22 protein-coding genes and 5 pseudogenes are annotated in these 22,391 nt (G+C 68.0%); 18 read left to right on the top strand and 9 right to left on the bottom strand.

Translation table 11 applies throughout. The annotated features are described in order from the left end of the window. Positions 1–60 precede the first annotated feature (60 nt). The 3 genes and pseudogenes from KVT44_RS61270 to KVT44_RS50085 all read left to right on the top strand — a co-directional run. Positions 61–327 (top strand): annotated as a pseudogene (locus tag KVT44_RS61270) (ABC transporter permease); the annotation flags it as partial. Positions 328–472: 145 nt separating this feature from the next. After that, positions 473–1,060, top strand: coding sequence for a phytanoyl-CoA dioxygenase family protein (locus KVT44_RS50090; protein WP_308314357.1), 588 nt, complete (start codon positions 473–475; stop codon positions 1,058–1,060). A 156-nt stretch (positions 1,061–1,216) separates the two neighbouring features. Then, positions 1,217–1,579, top strand: coding sequence for a four-helix bundle copper-binding protein (locus KVT44_RS50085; protein ID WP_217575222.1), 363 nt, complete (start codon positions 1,217–1,219; stop codon positions 1,577–1,579). 79 nt (positions 1,580–1,658) lie between these two features. On the opposite strand, the pseudogene KVT44_RS50080 reads toward KVT44_RS50085, so the two are convergent. Both KVT44_RS50080 and KVT44_RS50075 read right to left on the bottom strand, forming a co-directional pair. Next, positions 1,659–1,958, bottom strand: a pseudogene (locus KVT44_RS50080) (transcriptional regulator); the annotation flags it as partial. Between the two features lie 667 nt (positions 1,959–2,625). Beyond that, positions 2,626–3,129 (bottom strand): MarR family winged helix-turn-helix transcriptional regulator, encoded by a 504-nt coding sequence (locus KVT44_RS50075; RefSeq protein ID WP_308314356.1) that lies wholly within the window; start codon positions 3,127–3,129, stop codon positions 2,626–2,628. Positions 3,130–3,268: 139 nt separating this feature from the next. On the opposite strand from KVT44_RS50075, the gene KVT44_RS50070 reads away from it, so the two are divergent. The 4 genes and pseudogenes from KVT44_RS50070 (at position 3,269) to KVT44_RS50055 (ending at position 7,039) form a co-directional block, all read left to right on the top strand. Continuing rightward, positions 3,269–4,021 (top strand): SDR family NAD(P)-dependent oxidoreductase, encoded by a 753-nt coding sequence (locus KVT44_RS50070; protein ID WP_217575220.1) that lies wholly within the window; start codon positions 3,269–3,271, stop codon positions 4,019–4,021. 11 nt (positions 4,022–4,032) lie between these two features. Further along, positions 4,033–4,941, top strand: coding sequence for an NAD-dependent epimerase/dehydratase family protein (locus KVT44_RS50065; protein ID WP_217575218.1), 909 nt, complete (start codon positions 4,033–4,035; stop codon positions 4,939–4,941). Positions 4,942–5,202: 261 nt separating this feature from the next. Then, positions 5,203–6,347, top strand: a pseudogene (locus tag KVT44_RS50060) (IS3 family transposase). 302 nt (positions 6,348–6,649) lie between these two features. Beyond that, positions 6,650–7,039 (top strand): hypothetical protein, encoded by a 390-nt coding sequence (locus KVT44_RS50055; protein WP_217575216.1) that lies wholly within the window; start codon positions 6,650–6,652, stop codon positions 7,037–7,039. 285 nt (positions 7,040–7,324) lie between these two features. Here KVT44_RS50055 and KVT44_RS50045 read toward each other — a convergent pair whose 3' ends face one another. Beyond that, complete coding sequence (locus tag KVT44_RS50045; RefSeq protein WP_217575214.1) at positions 7,325–8,263, bottom strand: hypothetical protein; 939 nt, start codon at positions 8,261–8,263, stop codon at positions 7,325–7,327. A gap of 1,264 nt (positions 8,264–9,527) precedes the next feature. On the opposite strand from KVT44_RS50045, the gene KVT44_RS50040 reads away from it, so the two are divergent. Further along, complete coding sequence (locus KVT44_RS50040) at positions 9,528–9,827, top strand: hypothetical protein (protein WP_217575212.1); 300 nt, start codon at positions 9,528–9,530, stop codon at positions 9,825–9,827. Beyond that, complete coding sequence (locus KVT44_RS50035) at positions 9,824–10,195, top strand: fic family toxin-antitoxin system, toxin component (RefSeq protein ID WP_217575210.1); 372 nt, start codon at positions 9,824–9,826, stop codon at positions 10,193–10,195. The genes KVT44_RS50040 and KVT44_RS50035 overlap by 4 nt, the downstream gene beginning before the upstream one ends. Before the next feature lie 779 nt (positions 10,196–10,974). Here KVT44_RS50035 and snpA read toward each other — a convergent pair. From snpA to KVT44_RS50020, 4 genes and pseudogenes are all read right to left on the bottom strand, one after another. Beyond that, entirely contained in the window at positions 10,975–11,733 is a 759-nt protein-coding gene (gene snpA, locus KVT44_RS50030) for a snapalysin (protein ID WP_217575208.1), read from the bottom strand. 720 nt (positions 11,734–12,453) lie between these two features. After that, positions 12,454–12,570 (bottom strand): annotated as a pseudogene (locus KVT44_RS59260) (VOC family protein); the annotation flags it as partial. A gap of 214 nt (positions 12,571–12,784) precedes the next feature. Further along, the gene (locus tag KVT44_RS50025; protein WP_254650975.1) at positions 12,785–13,201 is read right to left on the bottom strand and encodes a hypothetical protein; all 417 of its coding nucleotides are present in this window, start codon (positions 13,199–13,201) and stop codon (positions 12,785–12,787) included. Positions 13,202–13,572: 371 nt separating this feature from the next. Continuing rightward, positions 13,573–14,490 (bottom strand): annotated as a pseudogene (locus KVT44_RS50020) (serine/threonine-protein kinase); the annotation flags it as partial. Between the two features lie 107 nt (positions 14,491–14,597). Between KVT44_RS50020 and KVT44_RS50015 the strand changes: the two are divergent. The 7 genes from KVT44_RS50015 (at position 14,598) to KVT44_RS59255 (ending at position 19,389) form a co-directional block, all read left to right on the top strand. After that, entirely contained in the window at positions 14,598–15,443 is an 846-nt protein-coding gene (locus KVT44_RS50015; RefSeq protein WP_217575206.1) for an IS5 family transposase, read from the top strand. A gap of 748 nt (positions 15,444–16,191) precedes the next feature. Then, positions 16,192–16,437 carry a helix-turn-helix domain-containing protein gene (locus KVT44_RS50010; RefSeq protein ID WP_217575204.1) on the top strand — a complete coding sequence of 82 codons (246 nt, stop codon included), beginning with the start codon at positions 16,192–16,194 and terminating at the stop codon, positions 16,435–16,437. Between the two features lie 132 nt (positions 16,438–16,569). Continuing rightward, complete coding sequence (locus KVT44_RS50005; protein WP_217575202.1) at positions 16,570–16,842, top strand: SCP2 sterol-binding domain-containing protein; 273 nt, start codon at positions 16,570–16,572, stop codon at positions 16,840–16,842. A gap of 358 nt (positions 16,843–17,200) precedes the next feature. Next, positions 17,201–17,404, top strand: coding sequence for a cold-shock protein (locus KVT44_RS50000; RefSeq protein ID WP_217575200.1), 204 nt, complete (start codon positions 17,201–17,203; stop codon positions 17,402–17,404). Between the two features lie 123 nt (positions 17,405–17,527). Next, entirely contained in the window at positions 17,528–18,619 is a 1,092-nt protein-coding gene (locus KVT44_RS49995) for an acyl-CoA desaturase (protein WP_308314355.1), read from the top strand. Positions 18,620–18,665: 46 nt separating this feature from the next. Next, positions 18,666–19,127: a cupin domain-containing protein gene (locus tag KVT44_RS49990; protein WP_254650974.1), complete on the top strand. Its 462-nt coding sequence runs from the start codon at positions 18,666–18,668 to the stop codon at positions 19,125–19,127. Continuing rightward, positions 19,120–19,389 (top strand): hypothetical protein, encoded by a 270-nt coding sequence (locus KVT44_RS59255; RefSeq protein WP_308314354.1) that lies wholly within the window; start codon positions 19,120–19,122, stop codon positions 19,387–19,389. The genes KVT44_RS49990 and KVT44_RS59255 overlap by 8 nt, the downstream gene beginning before the upstream one ends. Before the next feature lie 102 nt (positions 19,390–19,491). Here the strand turns inward: KVT44_RS59255 and KVT44_RS49985 are convergent, their stop codons facing one another. Both KVT44_RS49985 and KVT44_RS49980 read right to left on the bottom strand, forming a co-directional pair. Next, positions 19,492–19,776 (bottom strand): hypothetical protein, encoded by a 285-nt coding sequence (locus KVT44_RS49985; protein WP_217575198.1) that lies wholly within the window; start codon positions 19,774–19,776, stop codon positions 19,492–19,494. A 343-nt stretch (positions 19,777–20,119) separates the two neighbouring features. After that, on the bottom strand, positions 20,120–20,473 hold the full coding sequence (locus tag KVT44_RS49980) for a hypothetical protein (protein WP_217575196.1): 354 nt from the start codon (positions 20,471–20,473) through the stop codon (positions 20,120–20,122). Between the two features lie 231 nt (positions 20,474–20,704). On the opposite strand from KVT44_RS49980, the gene KVT44_RS49975 reads away from it, so the two are divergent. Next, positions 20,705–21,772, top strand: a complete 1,068-nt coding sequence (locus KVT44_RS49975) for a helix-turn-helix transcriptional regulator (protein ID WP_254650973.1) — start codon at positions 20,705–20,707, stop codon at positions 21,770–21,772. 339 nt (positions 21,773–22,111) lie between these two features. Then, positions 22,112–22,391, top strand: a 280-nt coding sequence (locus KVT44_RS49970; RefSeq protein WP_217575194.1) for a hypothetical protein, incomplete at its 3' end; no start/stop codon positions are given.

The following is a 22,391-nucleotide window of genomic DNA, read 5'->3' as shown; positions in this document are numbered from 1 at the left end:
GCGACCGGTACATCCACGACGTGTTCGCCAGCCCGCTGCGCTGGTGGGAGCGCGGCACTGGTGAGCGGTGGTGTCGCCCGAGGCGCCGTCGTAGGTGGGGGAGTGCTGGCGGTGGCTCGCCCGCTCACCGGCGGCGGGAGCGTCGCCCGCCCCCTCGTCCTGCTGTTCGGCACGCTCGGTGTGCTCCTGGTCGCCGCACAGGTGGGCGTGATCGCGGGCAGCCTCGCCAGGTCGCTCGACCACGTCTACTCCATGGAGTCAATCGTTCTGCTGCCGCTGGGCTTCCTCGGCGGCGTCTTCTACTCGGTCCGGCAGCTGCCCCCGGTCTGGGACGTTCTGAGCCACCTCGACCCGGTCTTCTGGCTGGTCCAGGTCGAGCGGATCGGCTTCCTCGGCCAGGGCGACGTCGGCGCGGGATGGGCCCTTCTCGTTCGTTGCCTCGACCCGACAGCTCTTCAGCCGCTGGTGCTCGGTGCCGCACGCGGTTCACGTGGGTGCCTGCCAGCTGGGCATGACCGTCGTCTCCGAACTGCTGCCCGGGCAGGCGGCTCAGATGCTCCACCGGGACGCGGGGGTATACCCCTTGCCGGCCGGCACCGGACCTGTGATGGTGACCGCCGTCTGGGCCATCGACGCGTTCACGGCGTCAAACGGTGCCACCCGCGTCGCACCAGGCAGTCATCTGAATTCGGGGCGCGCGAAGGACGTCGTGTGCCTCCCGGTGGAGATGGATCCCGGATCGGTGCTGCTGATCGACGGCCGGACTGTCCATGCAGCCGGAGCGAACCGAACCGCTGGACCGCGCCTGGGGGTCATCCTGGAATACGTGGCGTCCTGGCTGCGGCCGCCCGACAATCACACGCTCGCGGTCCCGCCGGAGACGGTTGCCCAGCTCCCCACCGAGCTTCAGGAGCTGCTGGGCTACAACCAGCGCACCCCGTACCACGGGTTCGTCGCAGGCCGACATCCGCACGAGTGGCTCACGGCCCGGACGAGGAGATCGTCGATGTCACCCACTTCGGGGCATGGGTCGCAAGCGGTGAGTCGATCACTCCCCTGAGCTGGCACGTGACGCGGCCCAGGCATGCCGGGGCCGGGCAATTCAGGCAAAAAATCCTATATCTACCCCGTCCGCCTCGTGGCGGACGGGCACGGGAAGAAGTAGAACGAAGGGGCAAGGGGTCCGCCCCGGGCCCCCTCACCCCCAGGAGGAGCCATGAGCCAGCCCGGATCCATGCCCGCGATGAGCAAGGAGATGCAGGACTGCGTCGAGGCGTGCATGTCGTGCCACAGCATGTGCGAGGAGACCATGAGCGCATGCATGCAGATGGGCGGCGCGCCCTCGATGCAGATCATGCGCGCCGTCATGGACTGCTCCGAGATGACTCGCATGTGCGCGGACATGATGATGCGCCGCTCGCCGATGTCGGCCGAGATGTGCGCGATGTGCGCCAAGGCGTGCGACATGTGCGCCGAGGCGTGTATGGCCGTGCCGGACGACCCAATGATGATGCGATGTGCCGAGGCGTGTCGCCGCTGCGCGGAGATGTGCCGCACGATGGCGGGCGCCACGATGTGACCCCTGCCTGATCGGCGTCGAGGGCACCCGGCCCCGGGTGCCCTCGACGCGACAGCTGGTGCTGGGGTGTTGCTGCTGCTCATGCGGCAAAGCCGACGTTGGTCACGTACTCGTACTGTCCCCACTGCGAACCAAGATCCACGATTTGCTCGATCCAGGCTTCATCCAGCGCCTGGCTGTCACCGTCCGCCCAGGCCCTTACCACGGCGTCCCAGTGACGGATGTTCAAGCTCCGGTACTCCACGATCCGTTGGCGGGGGCGGTCTACCTGGGATTGATTCAGCGGGTGCAACTCGACTCGTGTGCCACGACCGTCATGGTTGAGACGGTCCAGCAGGTATCGGGCCACGTTGTGCCGACACACCGTGCGGTACGCGGTCCCGGGATCGTCTTGTGGGCGCCGACCTGGCAGAAGCCTGACCACACGCGGGCTCCGATGGGGCGGCGCAGCATTATGACCTTGCCGATGCGGCTCTGCGCGGTCACGTTGATTCGGCACGCTCGATGTCCGGGCGCTCCATGCCCTGGAGTGTCTGTACGAGGCCGCGCGGCGGTGCGGGACCGAGGTGCACGTCCAGGTGCTCCCCGCCACCGGACCCCTGGTCGGGCCCCTGCTTCACCGATGCGGGCGAGCTGGGGATCCTGGCGGCGGCGCGGGCCGACCGGGGCAGGCCGTTGGGGCAGCTTCCCGTCTCTTGAAGCGGCCGGCTGCCGCGATCGGCGGCGCTGGTCACGAGCAGCCCGGGGAACTCCCGGCAGCCGGCGTGAGCGGTGGGCGGGCATCACCCCGGCCTCGCTGGGCATGTCGCCGACCTCGGTTGCGATGCCGGCTTCGCCAGTCCGTCAGGTGGACGGAGTGGGTGCAGTGCGGGTCGGTCTGGTCCGGCTTCCACCGCTCTTTCTCGTGGATGAGGGAGGGGAGTGCGGCTGACAGGGCCGTGATGCGCCTGTCAGCCGTACGTCGGCCGCTCCGCCCGTCGGCTTCTGCTCCAGCCGGCACTGGGGAAGCGGCTGAATCGGCTCGCGATGTGTGTGGAGGCTGTATCTCAGCAGCCGGCTTCTTCAGGGGCGATCGACTCTCGCTGGGCGGTCTGCGCGACACGGGAGAGGAGGGTGCGCAGTTCCTCGGCGTCCTGGTCACTCAGATCGGCGAGGAGACGTGCTTCGGCGGCGGACAGGCCGTGTCGTACCTGCTTGAGCCGGGCGCGTCCGGTGTCGGTGATAAGGACCTGGCGTGCACGTCGGTCGCGAGGGTCGGGCCTTCGGGTGATGAGTTCGTGTGCTTCGAGGTCGTCGAGCAGGTAGGTCATCACGGTGCGGTCCAGGCTGACCTCTTTGGCCAGAGCGAGTTGTGAAGGTGGTTCGCCGCCGGCCAGGGCGACCAGTACGAGGTAGCCGCGTGGTCCTCCTGGCAGTTCGGAGACGGATTCGGTGGCGACGCGGCGGAACTCGGCGGAGACCATCCGGATCGCCCAGCCCAGGTCGGTCTCCAGTGCCAGGTCTTCGGCCCCGCTGCGCCGCTTGTCGTTTTCGGAAGTCGGTGCGCTCACCCACCCAATGTAGCACCTAAGCGCTACTCCACAGATGTTCTTGCCGACAGAACATCTGCTGTGCATAGTTGATGGGGCAGGGGTGCCAAGCGTGTGATCCGCACGCTGAAGCGTCATGACAACGGCGAAAGAGACTGCAATGAACATCAGCACCGCTTTGCGGGGCAGCACCGCACTGGTGACCGGAGCGACGTCAGGTATCGGGAAGGCCATCGCGCAAAGCCTGGCCCGGCAGGGGGCCGAGGTCGTGTTGCACGGGCGGGACCAGGCCCGTGGCGAGGCCCTGGCGAAGGAGATCGCGCACGAGAGCGGCGCCGCCCGTTTCATCGCCGCCGATCTCACCGACGCCGAGGACACGCTGCGCCTGGCCTCGCAGGCCGGCGACGTGGACATTCTGGTGAGCAACGCGGGCTTGTACGAGTTCGCGCCGACCCCCGCGACCGACGCCGCGAGTTTCGACCGGCACATCGCGGTCAACACGCGGGCCCCGTTCCTGCTGGTCGGTGCGCTGGCGCCCGGCATGGTCCAGCGCGGACAGGGATCGATCGTGCTGGTCGGGTCGAGTGCGGCGCGTATGCCCGCTCCGGTCGGCGCGGCCTACGGTGCCTCCAAGGCCGCTGTGGAGATCCTCACCCGTTACTGGGCCACCGAGTTCGGCCCGTCCGGCGTGCGGGTCAACGCCGTGTCTCCGGGCCCCGTGCACACAGAGGGCACCTCGGCGATGCTCGGCGAGCACATCGCGGTCCTGGACAGGACCAACGCGCGCGGCCGGGCGGGCGACCCGAGCGAGATCGCCGACATCGTCTCGTTCCTGGTCGGCCCGGCCAGCAGCTACGTCAACGGCTCCATCCTGTTCGCCGACGGCGGCGAGCTCAGCGCTCTGCCCGGCTGAGGAGTGCCGCTGTGAACGTCTTCGTCATCGGTGCCACCGGCTTCGTCGGCGGCACCCTCGCACGACGTCTGACGGCCCGCGAACACCTGGTCACCGGCCTGGCCCGCACCGACGTCGCCGCAGTCGCGCTCGCCGCCGACGGGATCACCCCCGTGGTCGCGGACCTGGATTCCAGGCGCTCCGCCACGATCGACGCGGCGCTGCGGGCCGATGCCGTCGTCTACACCGCCCAAGTCGACCCGGTGCTGGAGACAGCGACAGTCGGGAGTCTGACCCGCGCCATGGCGGGAACGGGCAAGACGCTGATCTTCCTCTCCGGCAGCGGCGTGCTCCTGCAACGCACCGCAGGCGCCTGGAGCCAGGACAGTTTCGCCGAGCACGACCCCTTCACCGTCGAACCCCTGGCGACCTCCCGCAAGGCCGCCGAGGACACAGTCCTGGCCGCCGCCTCCGACAGGCTGCGCGCCATGGTCATCCGCCCCGGCCTCATCTGGGGCCCCGGCGACCACGGCCACGTGCCGATGACCTACCAGTCGGTCGCCGCGACCGGGGCGGCCTGCTACGTCGGGCCCGGACTGAACACCTACAGCCACGTCCACATCGACGACGTGACCCACCTGTTCACCCTCGCCCTGGAAGCGGGACGCGCGGGAGGGTTCTACCACGCCGTGGCCGGGGAAGTGCCCAACCGCTGGATCGCGGAGAGAGTCGCGAACGACCTCGGCTGCGACACCCGCAGCGTCACACCACAGGAAGCGGTCCTGGTTTGGGGAGAGTTCGGGGCCCTCGTCATGGCAGCCTCCAGCCGGCTGCGTGCCGTGCGCGCACAGGAGGAATTGGGGTGGTGCCCCGAGCGCACCGACATGCTGTCCACGATCGGTGAAGCACGCCTGCGGAAGCTCGCCGACCACAGCACGTGACGGACGTTTCGCTGTCATTGTGAGAGGCCCAGCCCAGAGAGCGGTTCGCGTCCAGCACAACCACTCAGTGCTCTCCTGCGGCGGGAAACCACCGCGGGAGAGCACTGAACAGCTGCTGCCAGCCCCGGAGGTAAAGTCCAGACACCCGCCTCGTATCACCAGCAGCTGAAGCGCCCCCGGGTCTGATGGAGTGGTATGCCCCGGTTCTAATGGAGTCGGGTTGCTGGACAATTGACCATCCAGCAGCCTTCGGAGGCCGTGATGCCCCGCAGCTATCCGCCCGAGCTCCGCCGCAAGGTTCTCGATCTCGTCGCATCCGGAAGGAAGGTCGCCGAGGTCGCCCGGCTCCTCGGCATCAGCGATCAGACGATCTATGTCTGGCGCCGCCAGCACCTCATCGATACGGGGCAGTTGCCCGGCACGAACAGCAGCGACCTGTCCGAGCTCGATGCGACCCGCAAGCGCATCGCCGAGCTGGAGGCCGAGTTGGCCATTCACCGGCGCGCTGCCGAGCTGCTGGGTCAGGTGACGTCCCCAAAAGGCGGTTCGAAGCCGTCCGTGTGATGGCCCGCGAGCATCTGCCGGTGCAGCTGGCCTGCCGGGTGCTGCAGGTCGCGGAGTCCGGGTACTACGCCCGGCGGGACCGTCCGCCGTAGAACCGCCTGGTCGAGCACGCCTGGCTGACCGAGGCCATCGTGGGCATCCACGCCGCCTCCCGCGGCACCTACGGCTCCCGCCGGGTGCACGCCGAGCTCAGCCTGGGCTTGAGCATCCATGTCAGCCACGGCACCGTGGAGCTGCTGATGCAGCGCGCCGGCCTGCACGGGCTGCCCGGCAACCGGCGCTACCGCGCCAGGCACGTGCCCCCGCCGGTCGCCGACCTGGTGGAGCGGAACTTCACCCGTCACGCCCGGGACCAGTTATGGGTCACCGACATCACCGAGCACCCCACCCGGGAGGGCAAGGTGTACTGCGCGGTCGTTGTGGACACGTTCTCGCGACGGGTGGTGGGCTGGTCGATCGACGCCTCGCCCACTGCGGCGCTGACCACCAACGCCCTGGCCATGGCCATCGGCAACCGCTCCCCGCGGCCGGGTGGCACCATCATCCACTCCGATCACGGAGTGCAGTTCGGGTCCTGGGCGTTCGCCCAGCGCGCGCATGCCTCCGGCCTGCTGCCCTCGATGGGCTCCATCGGGGACTGTGTGGACGACGCGATGATGGAGTCCTTCTGGGCCCGGGTCCAGGTCGAACTGCTCAACCGCAGACAATGGCGGACGCGTCTGGAGCTGTCCACCGCGCTCTTCGAGTATCTGGAAATCTTCCATAACCGACAGCGCAGACACTCCGCCCTGGGCATGCTCAGCCCGGTGGAGTACGAACTCCGCACCCCGCCAGTAGCCTGAAACCAAGCAACTCGACTCCACCCAACTCGGGACAGTCCGGAGCCTCCACCGATCCCGGGGCGCTTCATATTTCCCCACGGGTAAGTTTGCGCAATTCCCCACCCTCGTGACTGAGACGGGCCCCGAAGAGGACTCCGGAGGGTGGCAGAATCGGTGCGTGATCACTCGGCTCGGTAGCGTGGCCTCCTTGTCGGAGGACCTGACGGACGGAATGAGAGTTGAGGCGTGCGTTGATCCGCGTCGCGCGAGGAGCCACCGGGGTCTGGGGGCAAGGCGATGACCTGTTGCCGCAGGTGGACGTCGTGGCCTTCAAAACCGCCTGCCATGCGGCGGCCTGGTCGATTCGGGCCACGGTCGGCGAAGTGACTCTGGCCGGGGTCACGCAGAGTTTCCATACGGTTCTGATCACCGCCTCAGGCATTCGGTCGACCGTCTTGTGCCACGAGGTACTCCCGGTCGTTGCCTTTGTGGCGAGTCCTCCGCAGGCTGGTGCGCCGCTGGCGGACTTCACATCCCCACCGGCGTGGGCGGACGCATTTGAGCTGGGCGGCTTCCGGCTGCTGGATGTCGGAGAACTAGGCATGCCGTTGGCCGCGGCTGACACCAGCGAGCTCGCCGAAGCAGAGCTGGAACAGGTGCGTTACTGGCGTCCCAGCACAGTCGGCGAGCTGGTGTTCAACTGGTGGGACTGATCCAGGTCATTTGACTGAGGGCTTGTCAGTGCGGTTCTTGGGACGCCTGTTCGGGTGGTAGCTGGGGCCGTTGATGATGATCTGGTGGCTGGTGTTGATCAGCCGGTTCAGAAGGGACTCGGCGACGACGGGGTTGAGTAAGAGGGTGCCGGAGGCCAGCGCCTAGTCCAGATGTGGTGACCTACTGAACCGCGGTTTGTACCGAGTGACGGTCGCGCGTAGAAGCGCGGAGACCGGTGAACCGCCGTACGCCGACGCGGATTCAGGGGCTGCCTGCCCATCAGTTCATGGAGTGGCTGGTGGCAGGGTCTGTGTTATGACCGCGTCGTCTTCGGCCTGCTGGCGCAGTGAGTCGATCGCGGTGGCGAGGTCTGGGCTGTCGGCCAGGTCCACGCTGCCGGGGTCTGCGGCATGGATGACGAGGCCGAAGAGTTGGTGGATGGAGCTGGCGACCCGGGTGGCCTTCAAGCGGGACCCGTCGAGATCGGATGCCAACTGGACGGGTGGCGTCTTCTGGAGGGCCGAGTCGTCGGCGAGAGCTTCATGGAGCCGGTCTGGCCACGGGCTGCTGGCCAGTGCCGGCGGGGCGATTCCGGCGAGTTGGGCCTCGCGTACGGCGGTGCGGTGTTCCTGGAGCGCGCGGGGGGGGGGACGGTCGGCGCGTTCCTGGAGGTTGTCGAAGGCCAGCAGGCGCCGGGCCAAGGCGCGGATGTGGGAGGCGTGCTCGATGGTCCAGGAGCGTTCCGCGTGGCGTTCACGCTGGTCGCGGGCGTAGGCGACGCGTTCGTGCTGGGTGAGGGGGGATCCGTGGAGGTCGTCGATGTCGGTGCGCAGTTGCAGGAACCGGCGCTCGGCGGCCTGGCGGCTGCGTACTTCCAGGGCGTGTCCGATGCGGACCCAGGTGATTTTCCGCCGGCGGGCGGCGGCGATGAGCCGCGCCTCGTCCTCGAGGAGTTTGTCGCGTAGCGCGCGGACGACGAGCAGGCCGCCCAGCAGCGCGGTCTCGGTGAGGTCCTCGGTGAGGCCGGCCTGCAGGCAGCCCCGGTACCGCCTCCCTGCTCCCGGACCAGTCCTTTGGGCGCTGGGGTGTGAACAGTAACTGCCAGGCGTGATACCGGTCGCTCTCGGCCTCCGGCCGTGCTGCCTTTGTAGTCCGAGAGCCGACGTTTTTTTATCGTCCGGCGGGTGACAAATTGAAAAGCGGACATGGGAATACCTCCGCACGAATTGGGAACGGCCACTTGAGCTATTCGTCGGTGTCGAAAGTGGAGCTCTGTTCGCGCCGCTGACGCCGGCGCCGTCAGGCCGTGCGCAGGGCGCCCGCTGCCGCTACGGTGACCGCGCAGGGGGCGGCGGCGATGTACTGTGCACCAGCTGCATGCACGATCGAAGCAGACATACAGGTCAACGCACATACTCGTTTGCTGCCCGGCCCGCGCAGCCGCGAGGCCCGAGTGTCCGCTCGGGCTCCCGCAGGACACCGGTCGGGCACCACTCCCGGCGGAGCGGCTGGATATGCCCCGCAGTTCCCGAACTTGCGTCCGCAGACAGTTTTATGCCTGCGACTCCTTGTCCTTCCGATCCTTGGATTCGCCACCCTTCGCGAGACCGCGTACCGGGAATTTAGATTACGGTGCGAGAGCGCCAGAAACGGAATTTCCGTTTCGCCGACGACCGGATATATGAGGTGCCTGCCGGTATGCGGGCAGCTGATTGGCCGGCCCCTCGGCGGGGGTCCAGGAGCAGGAGATGATGGCCGCCGTCCGGTCGGCCGCCACGACAGTCCTCGACCGCTCGTTCTCCTTGCGGTCGTCCGGGAGTGGCAGCAGGGTCCCGACGGCGACCCAGGCACGGCGACAGCCACGGCTATCGGACTTCCTCGCCGGTGACCCGGTCCGCTGGGGCACCGGGAAGATGGTTCGGCCATCGACCAGCATGGGGGCCCGGCACGGCGGTTCCTCGCAGGTCGCATGTCGGGTCCCCTTCGAGATTTGTGCCGGTCTATGAACAAAGGGGAGTGGTGAGCCCGCCGCGACGACACCGCGCAGGGGCGGGCTGCTCATGAGTGCTTTTCGGTCGGCCAAGGACTCCAAGGCGGCGAGGGACACCGTTCGGCGGCGGACGACCGACCCGGGCAGCCCTCTGCCCGCCATCGCCCAGGAGACATGCGCGTCAAGTGCCGAGAGAGTCGTGGCGGCACGCCCACGGATGGTCTCAGCAAGAAGTGGCCGACCGTATCCACGAGGTGAGCAGCCAGCAGCCGGGCGAGACGACCGCCATCGACACCTTCGCCGTCAGCAAGGAGAAGCGGTGACCTCCGAGTTCCTCCCGCAGTCCGACGATCCCTATCCTGCTGGCGCTGGCCGACGTCTACGGATGCACCGTGGAGGCCAGGCGCCCGAGCGCGATCGCAGGGCGGACATCTTGCGGCCGCCGTTCACGGGCAGATCCTGGGCCAATGGGAGGTCTCGCTGGTACCGTCGCTCGTATGGACCAGAACGGACCTCAGGTACCTCCCTTCGCGCCGGAGGAGTACGCGCGCGTTGAAGAGGCCGCTCACCTCGTCGGCAAGTCCCCCGAGGTCTTCGTCCGGGATGCCGCGCTCGCGGCTGCCGACGACCCGTTCCTCAAGGCCCTGGGCAAGACCCGCGACCGTGTCGCGCAGCTCGCGGAGGTCTTCGCCACCCAGGACACCGATGCGGCCGGCGCCGACACCGCTGCCTGGCCCGACCCGGCGCCCATGGGCAGCCGCGATCTGCACGAGATCCAGCGCGGTCACGCCGCGTGACCCGCTTCCTCACCCCGCAAGAACTCCTGCAGATCGCCCAGACACTTCCTGGTGACCCTGCGTGCCTCGACCTGGGTGTCCTGGACGCCGTCTGCGCCCGCGTCCTGGCGCGGTACATGTCCCGCGACGTCTACGCCAGCGACTGGCTCAAAGCGGGAGCCATGCTGGAGACCCTCGCCCTGCACGAGCCGCTTGAGAGCAGGAACGCTTTCTTCGCCTGGCTGGTCGCCGAGACGTTCCTCAACACCAACGGCAAGTACATGCACTACGAGCCGGAGGAAGCCCTCGCGCTCGTCATGCGCGTCAAACACAAGGGCGCCGCCGTGCAGGAGATCGCCGCTCAGCTCCGTTCCTGGTCCACCGCCTGACCCTCCGCAGAGGACCGTCTGCCCCTTTCCGTCGGGCACGGTGACTTGCCCGGGCGAAATCGGTACCTACCTCCCCCGAGGAGGCTTGGTGTCATGGCGAGTTGATGTCAGTGCGGTCAGCAGCGCCAAGGCCATCTCATGGGCCGGTCCTGCCAGATCCGCCGTCGTCAGCCAGTCGTGGAGGTCTGTCTCGTCGTCCAAGCCGGGCTTGTAGGTTGCGGCCTGGCGCGGATCGTGGCCGGGACGTCCAGCGGCCAGCGCGATCTGTTTGCCTTTTGGATCAGGCACGGCCACGGCCCAGCTGCCGCTGACGGTTTCGAGGATGAAGGCCGTCCGCCGTCCGGGGTTGGTCGATGCCGCGGGGTGCCAGGGTGCACCGAGGGCGGCTGCGAGAGCGGTTGCCAGGCGTGCGGCGGCAGCGGTGTGCGCGCCAGCACGGCCATATCCCCTCCAACGTCACCGCCACCGTCCGCGAGCTCGGCCTCAGCCGCCGCACGGTCCTCAACCACGCCCGCTACCTGTGCGAACTGGGCCTCATCGCCTGGGCCGAACACGGTTCGAAGCGCAATGTCCTGCGGACCCGCCACCGCGTCGCGGGCAGGGTACTGTCACCAGGACGTGCCTGCGCTGTGCGAGCGGCTTCGCCTCCCGGCTCCGCCCTCCAGCCATACAAAGCACCAGCGTCTGTCGGCCAGCCTGCAAGAGTGCTCAGACGACCGTCTTGAGCATGTGACTGAAGCCATCCTCGACAGCGAGCCGTTTCCCGCTTGGGAACGCACTCAACTCCAGGGCGTGCTGTGGAGCGGATGCCCCGGACCGTGGCTCGGCGCCACGGTCCGTACCGGCGGTGCAGCGCTCGGGTGGTCAGCGGGCCCGGTCACCGTGCCCGGGGCCTGCGCGAGTCCGGTGGCCCACAGCTGGTCGACACGCGAGCGCTCGGTGACGTTCGGGTAGCGGTTGGTGCAGGACGGGCCGGCGCTGCCGCCTGACATCAGCTCACTGCACGGCCCGCCGTAGTCGTCCGGCAGGCCCAGCACGTGCCCGGTCTCGTGGGTGGCGACGCGGACCGAGTCGTACTGCTGGCTCTGGGCGTAGTCGAGGAAGACATAGCCACTTCCGTGGCCGTTGGTGGAGGCGTAGGACCCGCGCGGGTCGTTGCCCTCGTAGTAGGAGAAGTCGGCACCACTCGACGCCTCCTGGAGCTTGACGTTGGACTCGGAACTGTTCCAGATCGAGGCCGCGCTCGATATCTGCGAACGGAAGCTCGGCGCCTGGGAGGCGTTGTAGTAGACAGTCACCGCCTGCGCGTTCGGCTGGGCGGCGCGCTTCTCGGCGACGGACTTGAGCACGGCCTCGAAGAACGCCTTGTTGTTCGCGGCCTCCTCAACCGACCCGGCGTACCGTGCCACGGAGGTACCGGCGGCAGCGGACGGGGTGGCGGCCGTCTGGGCGCTCGCCGGCACCGCCGCGCCCAGCGTGCTGGAGGCCAGACCCAGGCCGAGAGCGAGGAGTCTCGCGGACGTTCGGGACGACTTCATGTGGGGGGCTCCTACTCACTCGGTGACGCCGAGCGCACGGTGCGCAGTCGACTCTGCGTGAACACCGGTTCCGAACTGCGGCGACGTCCTGTGGGTCGCCATTCTTAGAACGGCTCGACGGGGAGCGCAAAGGGTCCCGCCACTACGTCGCCTCGTAGGTCCCGGGACCTCTCGCCAGGGCAGTGCACGGGTCTTCGCTCCGCACATGGCGGCAGGAGGGGAAGCTGTCGCGGCGTCAGAAGCCTTACATCACGGGGCAACGGGCGTGCGGGCCAGCCGGGCGGAATCCCGGGACGCGCGGCAGGATCCACATCCGGGCCAAGACGGACAAATCCTCAGATGTCTGCCAAGCCGCGTCTACTAAGTGTGCCGGTTTGTTAGTGGGGTGCTGTGACCGACGTCATAGAACATGAGCTTCCGTTTCTTTCGCGCCCCACCGGCCTCGGGGCGCCCCCCGGGAGTCACCCTCGGCGCTGGGCGGCAGCTCTGACCGCTGAGCCGCCGCCGCTCAGTCCTGATCAGGATGGAGGCCGCGCACGCCGTGCCGGCGAGCGGCGTGGGGGAGAGGTCGGTGGGTTCAGCGCCCGCCTCCAGCAGCGTGTCCGCCGCACCCGGTGGCTTCGGGACTATGCGGGCCGGGCTGTCGTCAGCCACGCGAACGAGGTGCGTGCCCGGTCGTAGAGTGCCAGCTGCACTCCGGCCCCTTCCGTCGGCACCAGCAACCACCCAGTCGTCTTCCATGTCCTTGCGCGGGACGTATCCCAGGGCCTCCATCCAGAACGCGGCCGCACGCGGCACATGCGAGACACCCAGCACAACGGAACCGACTCTCAGCATGCGCCGATTCTGGTGGACAGCAGGGAGCCGAGGCCACCGACTACGCCCCGCAACAGTGAGGCGAACGTTGCCTGGTATGGCACTAGTTCGCGGGGGTGTCGTCAGTGGAGAGGGTGGCGGTCATATGGCGGGTGGAGTTGGCCGAGCCTGTTGCGCTGCGTTCGTTGACGTTCGCGCCGCGCCTGCCAGGACCTTCATGTTGTCCGGATCGCTCCTACGCAACACGAAGATCTTCATCAGGGCGAGCAGACTGGGACCGCACAGCAGAGTTGCCTGGCACCAGGCATCCGCGGCTACGTACACGCCCGCGCCGAGCATCGCGAGGGCCACGAGCGCCGACTGTGAGGTCGGCCATGTGTGGCACATGCGCGCGTCGCTTCTGGTGCTCGCGTACTTCCAGTTCCGACCGTCGTTCACGTTCCTTGCGGTCGGCGGCTTCGCGTTGCATCCCCAGACGTATCAGAACGGTCTTGTGCTGACGGCGGAGTTCGGGCTCCAGCGCCTTCAGCGCCGCCTCCAGTTTGTCCGTTCCGAGGTGGCGCCACTGCATGGCGATGCTCATGCCGGCCGACAGGATCGGGTCTCCGCCTTCCTGAGACCACTCGGCGGGAAGTTGCGGTTCCGCGCTCACTGCTGTGCTCCTCCGCCACCGCTCGCCAGGGGACGAGGTCTCCGCCGGCTACCTCAGGTGGCGGGCCTAGCCGCATAAAGCAGGAGAGCCAAGGCGTGATTGATGGTCGAAGCCGATTCACCGGAAACCACGTCCGCCTCCTCGGGGGAAAGATCATCCGTCTCGATGGAGGGAAGATCATCATCTTCTGCTGAATCGGCATCCACTGAACGTTCCAGGCGAGCCAAGACAGATTTGATTCGCGACAGAGCAGTCCATGGGAATGACGGCTGTGGAGGTGAAGGCCCGTACTGCGGCGTGCCCGTGGCCTGGTCCTGCGGGGCGTCGGGAATGGGAGGCGCCTTGGGCGCGGCCGTGTGGGCGGTCCCGCCCGCCCACGGCGGCTCCGAGCCGGGGCCGAGCTGGGGCCGGGGGTGCGACTGGGGCGTGAGGATCGCGGACAGCGCGGCCGTGGTATCCGCCACGGTGATCCGGTGGGCTGGGTCCTTGGTGAGCCTGGCCGCCAGGAGCGGCTCCAGGACGCCCGCGCGTAGCGGCGGACGTGGTTCCTCCAGGACGACGGCGGTGAGTGCCGCGAGGACCGACTCCCGGTCGAAGGGGCCGCAGCCCTCGACGGCGTAGTAGAGCGAGCAGCCTTGCGAGAACAGGTCGGCCGCGGGGGTGGGCGGTCCGCCCTGGGCTCGCTCGGGCGCCAGATGCCCGGCGCGGCCCAGCAGCACGGAGGTCTGGGTGTACCGGGTCTCGCCGGCATCCGGCTGTGCGGAGATGCCGTAGTCGGTGAGCAGAACCCGGGCGTACGGGGCACCGGTGCGATCCGGCGCCAGCAGGATGTTGGCGGGGTTTACGTTCCGGTACATGACGCCCCGCTCGTGTCCGGCAGTGAGCGCGTCGAGCACGGCGAGTCCGATGCGGGCGCACTCGGCGGGTGCCAGCGGGCCGAGCCGGCCGACCAGGTCGCGCAGGTCGACGGCGTCCGCCACGTACTCCATGACGATCCACGGCGGCCCCTCGTGCTCCAGCACCTCGTGCACGGTCACCACCTGCGGATGGCCGCGCAGCCCCGCCGCGTACCGAGCCTCGGCCTGGGAGCGCGCGACCCGGGTCTCCCGCTCGGCGTCGGCATCGGCCGGATTGCTGAACACGATCTCCTTGAGTGCGACCTCGCAGGCCAGCCGTTGGTCGTGGGCGAGCCAGACGTGGCCCATGCCGCCGCTGCCCAGCTGGTTCAGCAGGAGGTACCGACCTGCGATGACCCGGCCGACGCCCGGCTGCGGTGATCCTGATGTCATCCGGTCACCCCTGATCCTTCTGCCTAGGAGCTAGAGGGCGTCTGAAAAGCCGGTCAGCGGGGCATACGGGCAGGTAGCGGGGTGGTGGTGCACTTACGGGGGCTGGGGTGGGCGAATCGCGCGCCCGTTTATCGACGGATCTGTCCGACGCCGAGTGGGAAATCCTGCGACCGCTGGTGCCGGCGGTGAAGCCAGGTGGACGGCCGCCCGGGCACACGCGGCGCCAGATCGTCAATGCCCTCGCGTCTTGGCTGCGGGCCGGCTGTGCTTGGCGGCTGCTGCCGCACGATCTGCCGCCCTGGCAGACCACATATCACTACTGGCGGCAGTGGCGACGCGACGGCTTGTGGGAGCGGATGCTCACTGAGCTGCGCGAACGTGAACGGCTGCGGCTGGGCCGTGACCCCACCCCGAGTGCGGGCATCATGGACAGCCAGAGCGTGCGAGCCACCGAACGAGGCGGTCTGTACGGCTACGACGGCGGCAAGAAAGTCAACGGCATCAAGCGCCACCTGCTGGTGGACACCCTCGGCACTGTCCTGCTGGCCTGCGTCAGCCCGGCCAACGTCGACGACCGGGACGGCGCCGAAGTCCTGCTCTGCCAAGCAGCCGACAACTTTCCACGCCTGAAGCACATCTGGGCCGACCAGGGTTACCGCGGCGCCGACTTCCACGCCTGGATCCGGCAGGCCACCGGCATCACCGTGCAGATCGTGCAACGCCGGGACGGCGGGTTCCGCCGTACCTGGGCCAAGGCCGGAGCCCCGCTCCCTGAAGTGCCCTACTTCGCTGTTGTCCAACGCCGTTGGGTCGTGGAGCGGACGTTCGCCTGGCTGGGACGGTGCCGACGCCTGTCCAAGGACTACGAATACCTCCGCGTCAACTCGGAAAACGTCATCTACCTCGCCATGGCCATGCTGCTCCTACGGCGACTCGCAAGAACGCCCCGCTGACCGACTTTTCAGACGCCCTCTAGTTGCTGGAGCTTGACAGTGGTGAGCTTGCCGCGCTTCGACTTCGTGTTCGACAGGAACACACCGAGCTTCACTTCAGTCCCGTCCTCCAGCCATCCTTGCGGAGCCCTTCGTTCAGAGTTTGCCGACCTGGATGACTTCACCGCCGAGAAGAGTGTCCAGGACTGAACCGTGCCCACCTGATTGAGACTTGCAAAGGCAGCGTGAGTTGATCGACGCGATGGCACGATAGAGCTCATGAGGGGGCCGAGGGGGCAGTGGTTTGCGCGCCGTTTCGGGCGTGTCCCTCATACGGTCGTCAACCGCATGGACGGCGGTTACGTCGAGAACCTCATCCAGACCGGCGCGATCCACGGCGGAGTGCACTTCCATGTCCATCGCCCGGAGGGCCCCCGGGTCCAGGGGCCACTGCGGCCCGTGGCGGTGGTGTTCCTGGCCCTCGCCGCTGCCGCGCTGATCGTGTCGGACCTCGGCCGACGCCGCCCCGGCCCCGCTTGGACGGTCGCTGCCTGGCAGACAGCGCCGGAGCTGGACCCACCGCCGCCCGGATGGCCGAGCTCGCGTCCCAATGTGCAGGCCGACGCGGTGGCGAACTCCACGTGCAGCGGGTGCAGGTGCAGCGAGTCATCCTTGACCTGCCGGGCAATGTCAGCCTGTCCGCTCCGATGCCCGACAAAGGGGCGGTGGCCTCCGCGGGCTCGGCGATGTCACCGAGCGAGATGACACGATGAGACGCTCCTACGAACAGACTTGCTTCATCGCCCGCGCGCTTGACGTGCTGGGGGAGAGGTGGACCCTGCTGATCGTGCGGGAGCTTGTCCTGGGGCCCCGCCGCTACAGCGACCTCCTGTCGGCCCTGCCGGGCATGGGCATCAGCCTTCTGGCTGCACGCCTCAAGCACTTCGAGCAACACGACGTGCTGCGCCCCACCACGCTGCCCCCGGTCAGGGCCGCGTCGCGGCCTACGAACTGACCGACCGGGGCGAAGCGCTGATTCCGGCCCTCCCCGGCCTCTCCGAGCGGGGCGCAGGTCTGGGAGACCCGCCGCCCGGCTACACCGACCGCGCCGCCTGGTCAGTGGTGGCGATGCGCCTTACAGCCCTGGGTGAGGCCGCACACTTCGGTACTAGGCGAGGAGAAGCTGTGGCTGCAGGGCGACGGCGAGCGGGTACGGGTGGAGACCGGCAGGGCGCCGGTAAAGCCCGGTCTGAGCCTGACCTGCGAAAAGGAAACGTTCTACGCCTTCGCGAAGGGGCAAGTCGCCGTCGATGAAGCGGTGGCTTCAGGGCGGCTCCTCGTGGATGGTGAACCTGAGGCCGCCCGGTTGTTCTTCGAGCTGTTCCGCCTGTCCGACGGACAGCGCACGACCTCTCAATGATCCCGTGCGGCGCCCGCTTGGAGGACTCCCCCCCCCACGCACAGGGCACTTCTCTAGAAACGGATGACAGCATGCGAGGTGTGCTCGGTGCCGCAACGGTACTCCCCTCCGGACCCGGAACCGACCCGCCAGGGCGTCGCCGGACCCTTCCCCGTCCAACCGGGAACGTTCCCGGCGCTCCGGACGTTGTAGCGAGTGGTTGTAGTTGAAGTTTGCGAACGTGGAAGCGCCCGTGGAGTTCCGACAGCGGGTGCTTCGCCGTTCTCGGGGGGTTTTCTTCGACGGCTGGCGACTGGCAGCCCGGGATCGCGCGAGTGCGCGTTCTCCGCACTACTCGCCATCTCGTAGGAGACGCCACATGGCTCAAGGAACCGTGAAGTGGTTCAACCCGGACAAGGGTTTCGGCTTCATCGCCCCCGATGAGGGCGGCGCCGATATCTTCGTCCATCACTCGGTGGTCGAGACGGGGGGTTTCCGCTCCCTGGAGGAGAACCAGCGGGTGCAGTTCACCGCCAGCCAGGGCCCCAAGGGCATGCAGGCCGACCAGCTCCGCGCGCACTGAGACACCCCATTCCGAGGCAGGCCCGCGCCGCGGGCCTGCCTCGTACTGCTTCCGAACGGGTGCCGCTTGCGGTGCCCCGCCCTCGTGTCGGAGGCAGCGCCCGTGTACGCCGAAAGGAACACTGTGACCACTGACATCAGCATCCGGGGCACCGGTCCGGCGGACCACACCGAGATGACTAAACCCCCGCCCGGCGGCCGGGGCAGCGACTACGCCGCACTGTCCCGCGAGGTGAAGCAGAGCGGGTTGCTGAAGCGGCGGCCGGGCTACTACTTCGTCAAGGTCGGGGCGAACCTGTTCCTGCTGGCCGCAGGCTGGACCGCGTTCGCCCTGATCGGACAGTCGTGGTGGCAGCTGCTGACCGCCGCCTTCCTCGCGGTGATGTTCACCCAGACCGGGTTCATCGGGCACGACGCCGGACACCACCAGATCGCTGCCTCCAAGCGCGTCAACAACCTGCTCGGCCGCGTGCACGCCGACTTGCTGATCGGCCTCAGCTACGGCTGGTGGATCAACAAGCACAACAGGCACCACTCCCACCCCAACCACGTCGACCGCGACCCCGACATCGCCGACGGCGCGATCGCCTTCACCCAGGACCACGCCCGGGTCCGCAGCGGAGCGTACGCATGGCTGGCCCGTCACCAGGCCTGGCTGTTCTTCCCGATGCTGCTCCTGGAAGGACTCGCCCTGCACATCGCCGGAGTACGGGCGCTGCTGGACCGCACCGGTACCGCAACCTCGCGGGCGGCCAAACTGGCCGAGGCGGGACTGCTGACGGCGCATCTCGGCGGCTATCTCGCCGCCGTGTTCCTGGTCCTGTCTCCCGTCCAGGCCGTGTGCTTCCTCGTCGTGCACCAAGGGCTGTTCGGGCTGTACATGGGCTGCTCGTTCGCCCCCAACCACAAGGGCATGCCCATCTTCGCCAAGGACGACAAGATTGACTTCCTGCGTCGGCAGGTACTGACCTCACGCAACATTCGTGGCCACCGGTTCACCGATTTCGCACTTGGCGGACTGAACTACCAGATCGAACACCACCTGTTCCCCTCCATGCCGCGGCCCAGCCTGCGCCATGCCCAGGGACTCGTGCGCACTTTCTGCGCCCGGCACGGCATCGCCTACTACGAGACCGGACTCCTCAACTCCTACGCCCAAGTGCTGCGGCACCTCCATGCGGTCGGCAGCCCCCTGCGCCCCGAAATGGAGTACTGAGCAACTGCCGCCGGTGCCGGCCGACGCACCCACGGTGAGGGTCGTCTTGACGGAGTTCAGCGGGTACACCGCCCCGGTGGCCACGCGCCGTCACAGCGTGTGGCACCGCCTCCACCCGGCCGAACTGCACGCCCGGCTCACCGAGGGCGCCTCCCTCGCCCTGGACAGCGTCGACGAACTCCACCCGCCCCTCGCATGCCTCGCCGAAGCGATCGAGCGCGACTTTCGCACCCGCGTGCAGGCGAACCTCTACGCGTCCTGGACCAGCACCGAGGGCTTTGGGGTCCACTGGGGCGACCACGACACCATCGTGGTCCAGCTGGATGGCGCCAAACGGTGGCGGATCTACGGCACCATCCGCCCGTTCCCGCTGTACCGCGGCATCAAGGACCCCGACGAGGCGCCCCCCGTGGCACGCGGTCTCCGCCGACCAGGGCACCCGCTCGCTGCACGTCACGTGCGGACTGCAGACCCACACCGCGACCGACCTCCTGTCGTGGGTGTCTGAGCAGCTGCTCACGCACGAGGACTGGCGGCGCGACCTGCCGCTGCTCGCCGCGCGGGACGTCCAGGCCGACGCCGTGGACGGGATGCGCAAGCGGCTCGCCGAACTGCTGGACGACCCGACGCTGATCTCCCGCTACCGGGCCGCGATGGACGGCCAGGTCGTCGGCCGGATGGTGCCGAGCCTGCCGTACCTGCGCAGGGAGAACCGGGAACAGCAGCAGACGATCGAGATCCTGAAAAAAGCAGCGGTGCATTCTCCCTGATCAGGGCTCCGGCAGAGCTTCGGGCGTCCCCGTCCGTCAGTGCCGGGCGGAGTCTGACGCGCGGGCCGGCACGCAGTCGGCTGCCCTACTGTTGGCCCACATCTACACCGGCGTTCCGCCGCAAGACCGGGGGTAGGCGAGTGAGGAGTTGTAGCTCGTGCAGTATGCGTAGGACGTCGTCCCGGAAGCCGCAGTGGCGCCAATCGCGAGTTTGCCGCTTTTGCACTTCGCGAACGCGTTGAAGGTGCTGCCGGTGCACTTGATCCCGGCCGTGTTGCCGTCGTCGAACACCACCGCGCACGTGAACGCGGACGGGGCGGCGGAGGCGCTGTTCGCCGTGGCCACGAGGCCGGAGCCGGCCAAGGTCAGGATGGCGAACATACTCATGAGCAGTCGCTTCATCTCGGTCCCTTCAGTGCCCGAATGCAGGGGAGTCCGTCCCCAGCGGTAGTGCGGTCGCCCGCCCGAGGCGATGCTGCCCGGGGGTACATGGAAAGCTAGCTGGAAGGACTGTTCCCTCTCGCCCAGCTGTGGGTTGAACTGCGCCTGCAATCGAGGTGGTTGCCGGCGTACCACCAGGGGTGTAGCTGTGGTCGTAAGCCGGGTGGAGTGATTGTTCCTGGCCTAGTGCGCCCCCCGCATGGGAAGGCCGGGCCCGTCGCTTCCCCGTGGTGACGGACCCGAGCTCTTTCAGCGCACTGCTTCCCTAGCCGTCGCGAACCGTGTCATGTCAGGGATAGAGGGTGTACACCGTGCAGTCGGCGCAGCCCTTGTGCTGAGAGGCCTCGAGGTCGCCGCCCACGTTTACCTGTGCCCGACTGGAGTTGTGCACCCAGTTGCTCCATGTGCCACGCCACTTGGCCCGCACCCAGGCGTCTCCTGCGCAGGAACCGTTGGTTCCCTTCACCGTCGCGGCGTATTCGTCTGTGACGATTGCTCCGTAGGTGGTGCCGCAGCTTCGTGTCCAGCTTTTCACGTCGTCGAGCGCGCCCGAGGGTGCTGCGGCGGCCGGGGCCACGGCGAGACCCCCGCCGAGGGCCGCGACAGCGGCGGCGAGGGCGATGCGCTGGCGTACTTTGTTCATCTTGTGGAGACCTTCCGGTTGTGGTGGGGCGGCGGAGCGAACTACGCCACCCGTCTCCCCTGAGTGGCTCCCCGCGAGTGAAACGGGGAGGATGCGTCGACGTGACGCTTGATGAGTTCATCGGCTTCTTTGCATCCCGCGCACTACTCAGGACGGGGCCCAAGGGCCTTTTTGCCTGCCCGATGAGCCTGTCCCACCCAGGTAGGAAAGGCCGAGGTGTTTCAACCTGGCTTGAATCATGGCCTGCTGGGACAATCACTGGCGATCGCCAGGCATGGCTGGAGCATGGGGGAAGCAGTGGTCTACCGGATCCATTTCACCGCCGACGATCTGGCCCGGACCCGAGTGGCCGAGTCGCCGAGGCCGATGCTGGAACTGGCCAATGCGGTACGGGTTCTCCAAGACCGGAATCAGCCGGTCCGCTACGATGTATGGCGACGGCGGTCCCTTGCCCGGTTACCGCCGGAGGCGCGCCTGGCCCTCGATCTGATCCCGTTGCGCGGATGGACACCGGACTTCCTGGCCTGCGTGCAATCGGGCAGCCCACACGATCTGCTGGAACAGATCCGTTCGACCTCACCGAAAGAGATCCGTCAGACCCTGGCAGCCCTCGCGGAACACCAGCCGCTGCCGTCCTGGACCCGTCGGCTGGGCGATGACCCATTCGTGCTGCAGCAGCTGGCCGACAGCATGCATCTCCTCCACACGACGGTCATGGCGCCGTACTGGCCCCACGTGGTGACCAGCCTTGCGGCCGACCGCGCCGTTCGGATACGCGAGCTGCTCCACGGTGGCGTCGAGCGCCTGCTGACGGGTTTGTACCCGACGCGTATCCGGTGGAGACCGCCGATGCTGGAAGTCGCCATGGCCTCCGGCATGCAAGGCGATCTGCGGCTGGAGGGCCGGGGGCTGTTGCTGGTGCCTTCACTGTTCGGGTCGGAGTCACCGGTCATAGACCCCGATGCCGAGCCCCAGCCCTTCCTGGCCTACCCCGCCAACTCCGGTGCGGCCCTCACCCCCCTCACCCCCTTCTCCGCAGAGTCCAGGGCCGGAGGCGCCCCCGAGGCTCTGACCGCGCTGCTAGGCCGGACCCGCGCCGCAGTCCTCCATGCCATCGCCACCCATCCCGGATGCAACACGGCCGAACTGGCCAGTGTGCTGGGCATCGGCGCCTCTGGCGCCAGCCAACACGCCACCGTCCTACGACAGGCCGGACTGGTCACCACCCTCCGGCACCGCAACAGCGCGGTGCACACCCCCACCAGCACTGGGCTCAGCCTCCTCATGCTGCACAGCTGAAGGCCACCGCAGGCCCACCAAGGGGTTTGCCACCTTGCGAAGGTGGCGGCAGAAGCATCCAGCGGGACGCACCTTTCGCAGGACAGCGCGTCAGCATGCCTGGACAGCGTAGCTGGGATCGAAAGCACGCTCTCAGGGTGTGGGAGGGCTGGCGCAGATCCGCCCGTAGCAGGCGGGCGGGGGAGAGGAGGAGAGGGTGCGGGGACCGAACCCTTGAGCGCGGAGGCCCCGCATGTAACCGTTCTGCGGAGCCTCATGCCCGGCGGCCGTTTCCCCGGATGACACGACGCCGACACCCCCGAGGACCAGCCCCCACTACGGCACACTGTGAGCTGGCCCGTGCCGGCGGCACAGACGGCACAGGCCACTTTCCGGCAGCGACAGCACTCCTCTGCGCCGTCCCGCAGCGAAGACCGAATACCCGACGATGCCTTCGACGCCCTCCTTGTTCGCGCGGTGGGTGTGTCCCGCGCTGGTCGCGTCTCTTTGAGTTGGATCAGCGCGGGATCCGATGTCCCGTTGAGGAGGGCGTTCGTGTCGCTCTTACTGGCCCTAACAAAGCCGCTGTACGTGTCGGTGGGTGATCAGGCAGACGGCGAGACCGAGGAAAGCTTCGTGG

Origin of the sequence: Streptomyces sp. GbtcB7, assembly GCF_019091445.1 — a bacterium.
GTDB classification, from domain to species: Bacteria; Actinomycetota; Actinomycetes; order Streptomycetales; family Streptomycetaceae; genus Streptomyces; species Streptomyces mirabilis.
This window is presented reverse-complemented; position numbering and strand designations above follow the sequence as displayed.

Bases quoted from the DNA above. Each gene is read 5' to 3' on its own strand.
- KVT44_RS50010 (WP_217575204.1), top strand. From the start codon at position 16,192: ATGAGACGCTCCTACGAACAGACTTGCTTCATCGCCCGCGCGCTTGAC.
- KVT44_RS50070 (WP_217575220.1), top strand. From the start codon at position 3,269: ATGAACATCAGCACCGCTTTGCGGGGCAGCACCGCACTGGTGACCGGA.
- KVT44_RS49980 (WP_217575196.1), bottom strand. From the start codon at position 20,473: ATGAACAAAGTACGCCAGCGCATCGCCCTCGCCGCCGCTGTCGCGGCC.
- KVT44_RS50040 (WP_217575212.1), top strand. From the start codon at position 9,528: ATGGACCAGAACGGACCTCAGGTACCTCCCTTCGCGCCGGAGGAGTAC.
- KVT44_RS49985 (WP_217575198.1), bottom strand. From the start codon at position 19,776: ATGAGTATGTTCGCCATCCTGACCTTGGCCGGCTCCGGCCTCGTGGCC.
- KVT44_RS50085 (WP_217575222.1), top strand. From the start codon at position 1,217: ATGAGCCAGCCCGGATCCATGCCCGCGATGAGCAAGGAGATGCAGGAC.
- KVT44_RS50000 (WP_217575200.1), top strand. From the start codon at position 17,201: ATGGCTCAAGGAACCGTGAAGTGGTTCAACCCGGACAAGGGTTTCGGC.
- snpA (WP_217575208.1), bottom strand. From the start codon at position 11,733: ATGAAGTCGTCCCGAACGTCCGCGAGACTCCTCGCTCTCGGCCTGGGT.